The following is a 13,335-nucleotide window of genomic DNA, read 5'->3' as shown; positions in this document are numbered from 1 at the left end:
CGATAACTAATGGACAACACCGACAAACCAAAACGGCAGCGTGGTCAGCGCCTAAGTACGCAGCATACCGTTACCGAACCTGGCGAGCTGATGGCATTTCTAACTGCTCAGTTGCCCCACAAAAACCGGAACAACATCAAGTCGCTGCTCAGCAACAAGCAAATTCTGATCGACGGCAAGGTCTATACGCAGTTCAACCATCCGCTACAGCCGGGTCAGGTGGTTACCGTAGCGGCCAACCGTGCTCCCGAAATCAGTCAGTACCGGGGGCTGACGATTCTGTTTGAAGACCAGTTTCTGATCGTCATCAACAAGCAGGCGGGGTTGCTGTCCATGTCCACCGACAAGGAGCGCGACCGCACGGCCTACGGGATTCTGAGTAATTACGTCAAGCGGGAGAACCCCAACAATAAGGTATTCATCATTCACCGGCTCGACCGCGAAACCTCCGGCGTGATGATGTTTGCCCGGAGCGAAAAGGTGCAGCGGCTGATGCAGGAGTCCTGGAACGACACGACCAAAGAGCGGACTTACGTGGCACTGGTGGAGGGCGTACCGGAACTGCCAACCGGCACCATCTCATCGTATCTGCATGAGAGCAAAGCCCTGATTGTGTATTCGAGTCAGAACCCCGACAGCGGGCGGCTATCGGTCACGAACTATGCCGTGCTGAAGGCCAACGAAAATTACGCGTTGCTGGACCTGGAGTTGGAAACCGGCCGCAAAAATCAGATTCGGGTACACATGCAGGACATTGGCCACCCCATTGCGGGCGATTCTAAATACGGCGCAACCACCAACCCCATTGGGCGGCTGGGTCTGCACGCTGAGCGGCTGAACTTTGAGCATCCCATCATGGGCGAAAGACTACAGTTCGATGCACCCATACCGAAGTTGTTTCTGGCAATGGTGAAGCAGCCCCAAGACGAGTAGTCGGGAAATTGCGTACCTATCGAAAACGTCGTAATTTTAAGGAATAAACCATTGACGCCATGATGAGCGACTTTGTTGCCGATCTATTTGATGCGCCTGATGCACAGTTGATTATTAACCGCGTCCAGCGAATGCTTGATGACGAAAAGAAGCGTCGTCAGGAATTCTACGAGTGGCTTCAGGACGATGTGAAAGCGGAGTTTATCAACGGCGAAGTAATTATGCACTCACCCGTTAAGCGTCGGCATCTACGGGCGAGTGGAAATCTAACGACGTTGCTACGCGTGTATGTTCAAGTGAATAATTTGGGTGAGGTTGATACAGAAAAGGCCCTCGTTGTACTCACCCGCAACGACTACGAACCGGATATTTGCTTTTGGCGTAAAGAAGTAGCTGACGAGTTTGACGACGAAACAATGAAGCATCCCGCCCCGGATTTAGTGGTTGAAATCCTGTCCAAAGGCACCGCCAAGCGGGATAGAGGCATCAAATTCGAGGATTACGCGTCCCATGGGGTCCGGGAATATTGGCTGGTTGACCCAATACGCCAAACCGTCGAGCAGTTTCGATTAGATGAGAAATTCATGGCGTTCGATGCGGTCGGTAACCTCCACCTCACCGACGCACTAACTGCCCTAACTGTGCCGGGCTTCAGCATTCCCGTTCGGGCCATTTTTGAGCAGGAAGCCAACGAAGAGACGCTGCGGGCACTGCTGAACAAAGATTAGCAGGGATCCCAAAAACGCACCGTAGCAAAAAATACAATTTAGCAAAAAAGCCTGCTTTCCGTTGGAAAGCAGGCTTTTTTAACGACAGTGGCGCGTAGCGCATTAGTTGTTTTTTATCACCGAATCCGGCAATGATTTCACGTCTAAGCCGGTCGCTTTCATTAAGCTGGCGCGGTTGTTCTGACCATCGACGTAAGCAGGATTTACGACCATCGACCGGTTGTAATAGTACGAAGCCAGTTCCAATTTTTGCCGGTTATTCTGAGCTATACCTTCCGTCTGGTAAATCACGCCGAGGTTATTATAAGCTGGGGCGTAGGCCGAGGCCGCCCGAATCGTTTCCTTGTAATAGTGCTTCGCCGAGTCGACATTGGGCGTGATCTTCTGAAATACGTAAGCCATCGAGAAATATGCTTCGCCGAAGTCACGATAGATGCGCGTCGATTCTTGGAGGTGATCAAGCGCCCAGCGACCGTGTTTGTTGGCGTGGGCAATGTTCGTGTCAATCAGAATCTGGCCTTTTTTCACCTGCTCCAGCGACGGCTTAGGCTTAATTCCGTTGACGGCAGTTGCAATCGAATCGGCCCTTGCCCGGTCTTTCAAGCCTTTCTCAATCCACTCGTTGGCTACGTGCCGCTGCACTTGGCAACTATTGGGGGCGTAGGGGAGTGCCGAATTGAATAGCACAAAGTTATTCTCCCAGTCGCGGTTGCGCTCCACGGTTTTGAACGAATATAAGCCGACAGTCAACAGAATTACGGCCAGCGGCCCGTATTGAAGGTATCTGTTAGCCGGGGTGAATATCTCAGACGACCCTACCAACGTTTTACCATCGGGACCATAGTGGACGCTGTTGCTCACAGCTTTAGGAACGCTCAGTTTCTGAAAAATTGCGTTTACGGCCCAGACCAGCACGAAACCAAAACCCATGACAGCGGCATAGGTAAAGCGCTCGGCAAAGATGCCGCCCCGGAACCAGATAAAGCCAAGCCCCGGTGCCATTGTCACGAAGAACCAGAACAGCCCGAAGCCCCACAGCGTCCGTTTAACAAACCCTTTCCAAGCAAGAACGACAAGCCCGACCAGTGTAAAAAAGCCCATCCACGTCATCAGGTCGCCCTTACTACCCGTTGGAATGACATTGTACGAATAGTCGTACACCAACGGGTGGGGCAGAACCAGCAGCCGGAGGTAATACAATACAAACTTGAACATGGTGGACTTCTGCGTACCCAGAATCGCGTAGGGATAGTTAGCCCAGTCGATTGGTGGATTACCACTCAGCGTACCAATCATCAGCTTTTTTTGGTAGAAGAAAAGGGCTGCCACGATTAGAAACGGCCACAGACTGGTAAGTGACTGCCACACGTTGCGACGGGCAAACCAGTACTGCATAGCCGGAATCAGGGCCAAACTCACAATGGACGATTCTTTGGACAAAAACGCCAGATAAAGCGACAGACAGGCCCCCACGATCCAGCCCCACCGATTGGTTTCCAGGTAGCGCCAGTAGGAAAGCAGCATCAGCGCGATGAACAAAAAACTCAGTATCTCGTCGCGCCCCTTAATGTTGGCGACAATTTCCGTATGCAGCGGGTGCGCAATGAATACCAAACCGATGAGAAAAGCCGGAATGGTTTGTTTAGGCAACCATTTCTGAAGCAACACGCCAATGACCAGACCCGTCACGCCATACAGCCCGGCGTTAATCATGTGGCTGATGTTGGGACTGTCTTTGAAATACTCCTGTTCGAGTGCGAACGTGATGAGTGAGAGCGGCCGGTAGTAGCCGAGCGAGATGTTGCTGAAGTGCCAAAACTCCGTACGGAGCAGATCGGGAATACCAGCGATACCTTTTTTAACAAACAGATTTTGGCTAATGGCCGCAATGTCGTCGAGTGCGTACTTATGACCGAACGTATTGACATACAACAACGCACCCAGCAACGCCAACACCAGCGGAGGCCACCAGGCCACCGGACGCGACTCGATGGGTAAGGCGGGGCTTGCTGGTGTTGTCGGTGTCGGGCGCTGGATGGTATCGGCAGAGCGGGTCGGGCGGGTTGGGGCCGACACGGGTCGGGCGGGTACGCCGGACGCGGTTAGCGAAGGCTTGGGAGCTACCGGCCGGACAGGCCTATCGTGGCCCCGACTGGATGGCTCCGGCCTATCGTGGCCCGGCCGTGACGACGGACCGCCGGTTGATTGCTTTTTTTTAGCCATAACAGCAGATGATTCAATTTATTTTAGGTCAATTTTGCGGCTACTCAGTCATTCAATAGACTACGTAGCCTGGTTACGTTTTATTCGTTGTAAAGTTCATTAAGAATGTCAGTAAAATCAATTCCAGTGCTTCATCTGTTTAAATCCGTTTTCTACACAGTCAGCGTTACCCTCTGGCTTTCCGGCTGTTTGTCGATTCGGCCCGTTCCGCCCCGTGCATCCGGGACCGCACTGTCACGGGCTGATAACCTGGCCCTTGGCAATCCGAGCGGGGCAACAAGTAGTGATCCTACTAATTACCTCATTAGCCGCCCCCAATATGTGCTGTCCTATAGCCGTGACCGGGGCATTGCAAACTGGGTAAGCTGGCACCTTAGCCCGGTCTGGAAAGGCAACGCCCCCCGCACCAACGACTTCCGACCTGACCCATTGCTGCCGACGGGCTGGTATCGCACTGGCGCACCGGCCGGGACGGGACCGGTTCGGACATCCGATTACACCAACACCGGCTTCGACAGAGGTCACCTGTGCCCCTCCGATGACCGCGACGCGACGCCTGCCGACAATGCCACCACGTTTCTCCTAACCAACATCGTGCCACAAGCGCCCCGCCACAATCGGGAAGTCTGGAAAAACTTGGAAGAGTACGAACGAAAGCTGATGGATGCGGGCAACGACGTGTACATTATTGCGGGTGCGTCGGGCACGGGAGGCACCGGGCAGAATGGTTACGCAACAACATTGGCGGGCGGCAAACTGACCGTACCGGCTACTCTATGGAAGATTTTGCTCGTAGTTCCAACCAGTGCCGACGATACGTTTGCGCTTACGACCAACACCCGCGTTATTGCCGTAAATATACCCAACACCCAGTCAGCCGCCGATAAGCCCTGGCAGGCCTACGTCACCAGCATCGACGCCCTGGAAAGTCTGACCGGCTACGACTTCCTGTCGACTGTACCGACCGAGGTCCAGCGCGTTATTGAAGCGCGAATCGACGGGGGAAACAGTTGATTAGTCTGCCAGTCAGTGAGTCGGTCAGTTGATGAGTGGCAGACTAATCAACCGACCGACTCACTGACTGGCAGACTAATTAATTCTTAGCCACAGCGTGGCCGCCGAACTCATTACGCAGCGCTGCCACTACTTTGCCGGTGAAGGTATCGTCCTGTAGCGAACGATAACGCATGATGAGCGAGAGCGCAATGACGGGCGTCGGTACGCCCAGATCAAGGGCCGTTTCGAGGGTCCATTTGCCCTCGCCTGATGAGAACATGCGGCCTTTGATTTCGTCCAGCTTCGCGTCTTTCTTAAAAGCATTCTCGGTCAGTTCCATTAGCCAGCCGCGAATGACCGAGCCATTACTCCACATTCGGGCGACGGCTTCAAAATCGAACGGAAACGGGCTTTTACTGAGCACCTCGAACCCTTCGGCAATGGATTGCATCATGCCATATTCAATGCCATTATGCACCATTTTGGTGAAGTGCCCGCTGCCCCCCGGCCCTGTGTAGAGGTAGCCATTGTCGACCGAAATATCGTTAAACACACCGTGCAGCGGCTCAATCACGTCGGCGTCGCCCCCAACCATTGTACAGGCGCCATTGAGGGCACCGCTGATGCCGCCACTCGTGCCGCAGTCCAAAAAGCCAATTCCTTTTTCTTTCAGGTAGGCGTGCCGCCGGATCGAGTCCTGGTAGTGGGAGTTTCCACCGTCGATCAGTACATCACCGGCCTGCATCACAACCAGCAACTGCTCAATGACATTGTCGATGAGCGGCCCGGCTGGAATCATCAGCCACAAGACGCGTTTTTCGGGCAACGCATTATACATATCCTGCAGCGACGTAACGCCCTGAGCACCCGTCTCCCGAACGGCGTTGACTAACTCCTCATTAATATCATAGCCAACAACCGTGTGGCCGTGGCGGACTAAGTTTCCGACGAGGTTAAATCCCATCTTTCCCAAGCCAATGAATCCAATATGCATAACGATCAATGATTTAAGCGGTCAAATTGGTGATTTTTTCCCAAACCCCGTTCCACCAACGTTCACTATTACGACTTACGAGTTACCACTTTTTTCATCACCCACGCCAATCCAATGCCGAGGACCGTTCCAATTGTGTCGGCGAGGGCGTCGTATAAGTCGAACGAACGATCAATCGGCATGATACCCTGCCAGATTTCGGTCAGCATGCCGTACCCCACGCCCGCCAGCAACACCGTCCACGCCCCATAGCCCGCCTGGGACCAGAGAAAACCAAAGCCCAGAAAAATAAGAGTATGCATTACTTTGTCTCCAGTAGTCAGGCTGGGCGGCAAACCATTACCGGGTATCGAACAGCCCGCAAAAATGACCAGCGTCCAGGCCAGAGCCGCATAGTACAGCAGCTTTGTCCGCTTCATTCCAAATACATTCACCGGCTTAGCTGATTGACAGTTAAAAACAGAAAAAAGAGGATCAGGCTACTTAGATACACAACGTTTCGGGAGTCGATTAGGCCCCGGCCGAGCGCACGGTACTGTTCATCGAGGGCGAAATAAGACAGGTAATAGGCCAGGCCACCCGGTGCCAGCAAACCCGCCAGCGCACTCAGGCCTACGTAGAACAGAAAGCAGAAAAATACACCCAGCACAAAGGCCACCACCTGATTATCGTTGAGCGATGATGCCCACAACCCAATGGCTACAAACACCCCCGACAGCAGCGCTAACCCGATGTATGATCCAAAAACCCCGGCCGAGTCAATATTGCCGACCGGAGCGCCAAGCCGGTACAGCGTTGCGTAATACAGCAGCGTGGGCACGAGCGTCAGCACAACCAGCAGCCAGCTCGCTCCGAATTTACCAACCACAACGCCCCAACGGCTGACTGGCTTGGTTAGCAGCCATTCGAGCGTACCGGCCCGGACTTCGTCGGCGATGGAGCGCATCGTGATGGCCGGAACCATAAATAGCAGGACGTAGGGCGTCAGACTGAAAAACGCGCCCATGTCAGCATACCCGTTTTCGAGCAGGCTCGTATCGGGAAACACCCACAGTAACAGGCCCACCGCCGTCAGGAACACAGCCATGATGATGTAGGCGATGGGCGACGAGAAGAACTGATTGACCTCTTTACGAAAAATAGCCAGCATGAAAAATCGATGTGTGTACGTGTTTTGGTGTTTTAGTAGTTGAGTCCGTGCGTGTCCGAGTATTCCACACCGGCTACTAACTATGCACACACTCAAAAACGTACATACCAGTACTTACTCGAACGGAGTTGCTTTGTTCCGGCGCATGATGGCCGCAATGATTAGCGACAGCAGCAACCCAAAGATCACAGCACCAATCACGCCAAATGCAAACGTCAGACCGGGACTCTGAAACATTTCGACAAACGTTATTTGCTGGTCGATCTGTTCATCGGACAAACCGCTCTCTTCCAATTGGTCGCGCGTCCGGTCGATCATGCGTTCCATAACGCCCGTGTCGATTACGGTGGTGTAGAACACCGAGAATAAACTCGATAACAGGCCCGACACACCCGATGTCAGCGTACCTACGCTCAGGCCTTCGCCATAACTCATGTACCCGCCGTTCAGCGTCCGGTAGTCGCGCATGGCCAGAACAAGCCCGCCAATACTGAGCGCGAAGGAGATAAGTCCCAGTTTGCTGTTGCCAACACTGTCGGTTAAAAACAGGATCAATGAATAAATAATCAGCGCAACGCCGAGAATGATACCCCATTTCAGGGCAACGCGGGCAGTGGAAACTTGGTCGTTCATGGCTTATTTTAGTTTAAGGATTTAACACACCGTAATCCTGTTTGCGGAAGATGAGCGATATAATCAACACCGGCAGCACGGCGAGCGCCGTTTTTTTGGTCAGTTCGTCGGGCAGCAGGACGCCGGGCTGCATGGTGCTCACCTTGGCCCACTGCTCGTTGAAGGTTTCCGGTCCAAACTGATCGACAAGCTGCTTTTTGCCCTCCAGCAGCAGCTTTTTGGAATTAATAACGTACTCGGCAAAAACACCGGGGTCAACCTGCGTCACAAACAGGTAAACGAGCCAGCCCGTTACTAAAGCCGCTACGGTGTTCAATACGTAACCAATAGTGAGACCCTCCCAAAGGTGGAGCCGCCCCTGACCAATTTTTCGTCGGTAGTACCAAATGGTAGCTCCAATCATAATGATGTGGATGCCATAATCGAGCACCCGAATGTTACCCAACGGCGGTACGCCGAGGGCGTAAAGGCCCAGAAAATAGAAGAAACACAATATCCCCGTTGCTAATCCCGCAAGGAACGGAAACTTCAGCAGTGGATGGTTAAAGTAAGCCTTTATGGTGTTCATACGGCAGAAATAAACTGACCCTGATACACGGTCCCAACAACGCGGCCGGTGAGTGTTTGACCCAGAAATGGTGAATTTTTCGACTTCGATAACGTCCGGTCATACGTCCACGTTCCGGCCGGGTCGAAGAGCGTTAGACGGGCGGGTTGCCCCTCAGCAATCGATACGGGTGGCAACCGCAAAATCTGTCGGGGCCGGGCGGTAAGCTTGGCCACGATCTGCGCCAGCGACAAACCCTTATTATGAGTAATAACCGCTGAAAAGAGCGTTTCCAATCCAGTTATGCCAAATTCGGCCTGATCAAATTCCAGGTTCTTGCTTTCGGAATCCTGGGGTGTATGATCCGACACGATGGCGTCGATGGTGTCGTCAGCCAGTCCTGCCCATAGCCCGGCCACGTCGTCGGTTGAGCGAAACGGGGGATTTACTTTCAGGTTTGTGTCGAATCCAGCCATTGCCGAATCATCGAATATCAGTTGATGAGCCGCCACGTCGCAGCTCACCGGCATTCCCTGCGCCTTGCCCCGCCGGATTAATTCAACCGAACGGGCAGAGGAGATGGTGGAAAAATGAAGAAGGGAGTTAGCAGGAGAGCCAGCAGCAGGTCCGTTCTCTGTTTCCTTTTTTTCTGTGCTCCCCTGTTCCTTCCCAATTACATAATCAAGCAAGCGCAGATCGCGCTCAACCATGAGTTCTTCGGCCAAGGAAGGCATTCCCTTCAACCCCAGCATCGTGCTTTGAACGCCTTCGTGCATCTGCCCAAAGCGAGTCAGCAGTTCTTCCTCGGGGCGGTTCATTAATAGACCGTCAATGGGTTGCAGGTACTGTAATGTCTTTAGCAACAAGTCGGGATTCTGGAGCGGATGATGCCCGTCAGAGAAGGCAATGGCCCCGGCGTGGTGCAGGTCCAGCATGTCAGCAAAATCGTCGCCAGCCGTCTTTTGGGTGATGGCCGCAATGACATGAACGCTGACGGGTTGACCCTCGCTGAGCCGCCGGACGTAACCGAGCGTGTCTTTCGTATCTACCACAGGCTGGGTATTGGGCAGCACGGCGATGTCGGTGAAGCCCCCGGCGGCAGCCGCCCGACAAACGCTCGTCAGGTCTTCTTTATGCTCAAAGCCGGGATCCTGCGCCGACACCCGCATATCGACCCAACCTGGTGATAGATGTAGATTGCTGGCTTCAACAACTCGGGTGTTCTCGTTCATCGCTAAGCCCGTGCCAATCTGACGTATCAGGCCATTTTCGATTAATATGTCGCATACCTGCCCGTCGAATAGCGAAGCACGATCAACAACATGGGCGGAACGAATCAGAATTTGCATGGCCTTGCCCTTTCGCCTTAGTTAAGGTGAGGGTTGAGGTGAAGTTTGTTCGTAAAAAAGGCTCCACGAGCCAATTGCCTGCTGGAGCCTTCTCACATTTAGTCAGAAAATAAATCAGGCACCTACTAACTCCTGATACGCATCAGCCGTCAACAATCCATCCGTGTTTTCCGAATCTGCCAGTTTTAAGCGGATAATCCAGCCTTCTCCGTACGGATCGCTGTTGAGCAGTTCCGGCGACTTTTCAATGGCCGCATTCAACTCCAGTATCTCGCCGTCGATGGGCAAAAACAGGTCTGACACGGTTTTGACGGCTTCTACCGAGCCGAACACATCCCCTTTTGAAAGAGACTGACCCATGCTGCTAACGTCCACATAAACAATATCGCCCAGTTCATGCTGAGCAAAATCAGTGATCCCAACTACGGCCGTGCCGTCGTCTTCCATCCTGATCCATTCGTGGTCCTGCGTATAACTTAATCCTGCGGGGAAATTCATTGTTAGGAGCGTATTGTAGACGCGCAAAATACGGTAGTCAGGGTCGGATTTGCAAGCGCCCGGCAATGCAGTTGCCCAGCGAACCAAGCTGTATCAACTAACTATGCATTATGTGCTATGCTTTAAACGGGTTAGCTCATCACATCCGCACGGGCATCCCCGTTCGAACGGACTCGTCGCAGGCGAAAGCAATCTGCAAACTACTGATGGCGTCCTGGAGGTGATCCGTCAGGTCGAGGTCATCCTGAATGGCCCGCAGAAAGTAGCGTTGTTCGCGGTTGCAGAGTTCCTGATGGTCCGGCTCATCCTGCATATCGATCCAGGTATCGGGTCGACTGAACTCATCATTGCGGTTAAGGTCAGCATAATGCACTCGCAGGGATTCAGTTTTGGTGTGGGCATCTACGTTGTCTGACTTGCCAGTAGCTCCGGCGTCTCTGGCCACAATCGACACGCATCCCTTCGGCCCGATCACATCTTTCACAAAGAAAGCCGTTTCGCTCATCATTGGCCCCCAGCCCGCTTCATACCAGCCCACCGAGCCATCGGCAAAGCGAATCTGTAGCTGACCATAGTTGTAATTATCAGTTGGGATGTCATCCGTGAGCCGTGCTCCAATGGCATTGACCTGCACGGGTTTAGATCGGGTCATCTGGCACATAACGTCGATGTAATGCACCCCGCAATCTACAATTGGGCTCAGCGATTTCATCAGATTCCGATGCACGGTCCACATTGGGCCGTGGCTCTGTTGGTTCAAGTTCATCCGCATCACCAGCGGTTTGCCCATCTCCCGCGCTACGGCCACGAACTTCTCCCAGGATGGATGATGCCGCAGAATATAGCCCACTACCACCTTCTTGCCCGCTTTTTGAGCAGCTTCCGCCACGCGTTTCGCTCCATCGACGGTGTCGGCTAATGGTTTTTCGATGAACACGTGGCATCCCTGTTCAAGTGCCTTTATCACAAACGACTCATGCGTGTCAGGATAGGTTGAGATGCAGACGGCGTGAGGTTGGGTTTCTTTAAGAGCCGTAACATAATCGTTGAACAGCGGGTAACCACCGCCGAGCCGGTCGTTGAGTATGTGTTTACTGGCACCGGTTGATACGATACCGCAGATGGCAAATTCACGGAGCGATTGATAAGCGATGGCGTGCGACGCGCCCATATTGCCACAGCCAACAACCAGTACCCGCAGTGGATGCTGTGGCCGTGGCAATGGGTCAATCAAAGTTGGTATAGATGACGTAATCATTAAGAAATTGAGTTGCGCTGAGCCGTAAAAATAAGCAACTAAAGTAACTTACAGGCTGACTACTCACCTGATTCATAAACCTACAGGGGCAACAACGACTTTACGTAGTATAATGATCAAAAAAATATGGTATCGACTGACGCATTGGGAGACCTGGGATTACCGGGTGAAGCTAATTCCACTAATTCCTATCTGGCTATGGCATTGTCTGCGGGCGCGTTCGTGGTGGTTCTTCACGCCCGCTAATCCAACGCTCACGTTTGGGGGTTTCGAGGGAGAAACCAAGCGGGAAATGTACGAACAGTTACCGCCCCACTTATGTCCCAAGAGTCTGTATATTTCACCAACACTACCCGCTGACAGCTTAGAAGAGATGGTGGCAGCTCACTTCGATACCTACCCAGTGGCCGTGAAGCCAGACATAGGGATGATGGGATTGCTTTTCCGGGTTATTAACTCAGCAGACGAGTTACGAGTATACCACGCGCAAATGCCGGTAGATTATATCGTTCAGGAATTAATCGTGTATCCTATTGAAGTTAGCGTATTCTATTACCGGTTTCCTAACGAGTCAACCGGCACCATCACTGGATTTGTTCGCAAAGAATTTCCGGAGGTAGTTGGCAACGGACGATCAACGCTTTGGGAGTTAATTCAGCAGTACCCACAGGTTAGTTTCCGGTTAGATGAAATGCGAGCCAAACACGCAAATCGTTTGGACTATGTCGTTCCCGACGGCACTGCGTATCACCTTAGTAACGCCTTGAACCAAACCAGAGGTGGTCGATTGGTAAGTCTTGCCCACGAGAAAGATGAGCGGCTTCTGGGCGTCTTCGATGCGCTGAGCCACTATACTGGGCAATTTTTTTTCGGACGTTATGACATCAAATGTGCGTCGCTTGAGGATCTTAAAGCGGGTCTCAATTTCTCCATTCTCGAATTTAATGGGGCGGGAGCAGCCCCACACCATGTATATGGCAATGGAAACTCCCTTTGGCAGGCATATCGAATCGTGTTACACCACTGGTCTGTTCTGGCCCGGATAGCAAGGCAAAACCATGCTCGTGGCGTCCCTTACTGGGCATTTTTACGCGGCTGGAATCAGCTAAAAACGGCGCAGATTCATCTTCTAACGTTGAAAAGGTTAGATACCACCTTTCTCAACAACGTGGCACTTAGTCCAACAGCAAAAACATCCGAGCCGTCTACCCATATGTGATAGCGGTAATTTCCATAACATCTTCACCCCGTATCGTTCGGAGACTTACTGTTTCGCCAACACGTTTACCTTGCATAGCGCGGGCAATGGGGGCGGTGAACGCAATACGACCGTGGCTCGCATCGGCCTCATCGACCCCAACGAGTGTAAAATGGCGTTCCTCACCCAATTTTTTACCAGTTAGAGTACGCAGGATCACTGTTGCACCAAAGCGTATTTCGTTGTGGGGTTGGTGTTGCGGGTCAACCACCCGCGCACTGGCGATTCGCTGATTGAGATTACTAATCCGCCCGTTCAATAATGCCAATTGCCGCATACGCTCATTTTCTTCAGTAGTATTAGTCTGTACACGGGCGTGTTCAACTTCCAGTTCAGTCAATTCATCCCGCAGGAGCGCCAAGCCACGGGGAGTGACGTAATTAGTAGTGCCCAGCGGCAAGGGTGCCCTTGCAGGAATAACCACCGGGGCGTCGGCAGTTTCGTTTTTAAGAAAAGCGCTGCTCATATCAGTAATGAGTTCTAAGTGTACAAGTAAGCTTACAATACCCAAAACTTGCGCACTTTCAACTTGTTCATGCCTCCAGCTAATGTAAGGAATTCACAAACACGTCGAGTTTACTTATGGCTGTGTATTATACTAAATTCAATAAGTGAAATAGGGTACAAACAGAGCGAGCCGCTCGTCAAGAGACAAGCGGCTCGCTTTTCTAAATATCAACAGGTGGCACCTTCCTACTCTCCCGCCTTTGACGGCAGTACCATCGGCAGCACGGGGCTTAACGGCTCTGTTCGAAATGGAAGAGGTGA

Annotated in this window: 14 protein-coding genes; 4 read left to right on the top strand and 10 right to left on the bottom strand. The window is 52.5% G+C overall.

Features of this window, described 5'->3' with window-relative positions; all coding sequences use genetic code 11:
* Positions 1–9: 9 nt before the first annotated feature.
* Positions 10–933 carry an RluA family pseudouridine synthase gene (locus ACYVHB_RS14505; protein ID WP_461052472.1) on the top strand — a complete coding sequence of 308 codons (924 nt, stop codon included), beginning with the start codon at positions 10–12 and terminating at the stop codon, positions 931–933.
* Positions 934–992: 59 nt separating this feature from the next.
* Entirely contained in the window at positions 993–1,661 is a 669-nt protein-coding gene (locus ACYVHB_RS14500) for a Uma2 family endonuclease (RefSeq protein ID WP_461052471.1), read from the top strand.
* A gap of 102 nt (positions 1,662–1,763) precedes the next feature.
* Here ACYVHB_RS14500 and ACYVHB_RS14495 read toward each other — a convergent pair whose 3' ends face one another.
* Positions 1,764–3,884: a tetratricopeptide repeat protein gene (locus ACYVHB_RS14495; protein WP_461052470.1), complete on the bottom strand. Its 2,121-nt coding sequence runs from the start codon at positions 3,882–3,884 to the stop codon at positions 1,764–1,766.
* A 105-nt stretch (positions 3,885–3,989) separates the two neighbouring features.
* Between ACYVHB_RS14495 and ACYVHB_RS14490 the strand changes: the two genes are divergently transcribed.
* Positions 3,990–4,898 (top strand): DNA/RNA non-specific endonuclease, encoded by a 909-nt coding sequence (locus ACYVHB_RS14490; protein ID WP_461052469.1) that lies wholly within the window; start codon positions 3,990–3,992, stop codon positions 4,896–4,898.
* Positions 4,899–4,977: 79 nt separating this feature from the next.
* Here ACYVHB_RS14490 and gnd read toward each other — a convergent pair whose 3' ends face one another.
* From gnd to ACYVHB_RS14450, 8 genes are all read right to left on the bottom strand, one after another.
* Positions 4,978–5,874 carry a phosphogluconate dehydrogenase (NAD(+)-dependent, decarboxylating) gene (gnd, locus tag ACYVHB_RS14485; RefSeq protein ID WP_461052468.1) on the bottom strand — a complete coding sequence of 299 codons (897 nt, stop codon included), beginning with the start codon at positions 5,872–5,874 and terminating at the stop codon, positions 4,978–4,980.
* Positions 5,875–5,942: 68 nt separating this feature from the next.
* A complete protein-coding gene (locus tag ACYVHB_RS14480; RefSeq protein ID WP_461052467.1) occupies positions 5,943–6,308 on the bottom strand; it encodes a VanZ family protein in 366 nt (121 codons plus the stop codon).
* A complete protein-coding gene (gene gldF, locus ACYVHB_RS14475; protein ID WP_461052466.1) occupies positions 6,305–7,024 on the bottom strand; it encodes a gliding motility-associated ABC transporter permease subunit GldF in 720 nt (239 codons plus the stop codon). Before gldF ends, ACYVHB_RS14480 begins: the two co-directional genes overlap by 4 nt.
* Before the next feature lie 114 nt (positions 7,025–7,138).
* Entirely contained in the window at positions 7,139–7,657 is a 519-nt protein-coding gene (locus tag ACYVHB_RS14470; RefSeq protein WP_461052465.1) for a DUF4199 domain-containing protein, read from the bottom strand.
* Positions 7,658–7,670: 13 nt separating this feature from the next.
* A complete protein-coding gene (locus tag ACYVHB_RS14465; protein WP_461052464.1) occupies positions 7,671–8,225 on the bottom strand; it encodes a DUF4199 domain-containing protein in 555 nt (184 codons plus the stop codon).
* On the bottom strand, positions 8,222–9,553 hold the full coding sequence (locus tag ACYVHB_RS14460; protein ID WP_461052463.1) for a dihydroorotase: 1,332 nt from the start codon (positions 9,551–9,553) through the stop codon (positions 8,222–8,224). Before ACYVHB_RS14460 ends, ACYVHB_RS14465 begins: the two co-directional genes overlap by 4 nt.
* A 114-nt stretch (positions 9,554–9,667) precedes the next feature.
* Positions 9,668–10,051, bottom strand: coding sequence for a glycine cleavage system protein GcvH (gene gcvH / locus ACYVHB_RS14455; RefSeq protein ID WP_461052462.1), 384 nt, complete (start codon positions 10,049–10,051; stop codon positions 9,668–9,670).
* A 139-nt stretch (positions 10,052–10,190) separates the two neighbouring features.
* A complete protein-coding gene (locus tag ACYVHB_RS14450; RefSeq protein ID WP_461052461.1) occupies positions 10,191–11,309 on the bottom strand; it encodes a Gfo/Idh/MocA family protein in 1,119 nt (372 codons plus the stop codon).
* 112 nt (positions 11,310–11,421) lie between these two features.
* On the opposite strand from ACYVHB_RS14450, the gene ACYVHB_RS14445 reads away from it, so the two are divergent.
* Positions 11,422–12,528 (top strand): hypothetical protein, encoded by a 1,107-nt coding sequence (locus tag ACYVHB_RS14445; protein ID WP_461052460.1) that lies wholly within the window; start codon positions 11,422–11,424, stop codon positions 12,526–12,528.
* Here ACYVHB_RS14445 and ACYVHB_RS14440 read toward each other — a convergent pair.
* A complete protein-coding gene (locus ACYVHB_RS14440) occupies positions 12,515–13,033 on the bottom strand; it encodes a GreA/GreB family elongation factor (RefSeq protein WP_461052459.1) in 519 nt (172 codons plus the stop codon). The two genes, ACYVHB_RS14445 and ACYVHB_RS14440, sit on opposite strands and share 14 nt — an antisense overlap.
* Positions 13,034–13,335: the final 302 nt, after the last annotated feature.

The sequence above is a fragment of the Spirosoma arcticum genome (genome assembly GCF_054779955.1).
Note: the sequence above shows the minus strand (reverse complement) of the source record. Positions and strands in the feature narration are given on the sequence as shown.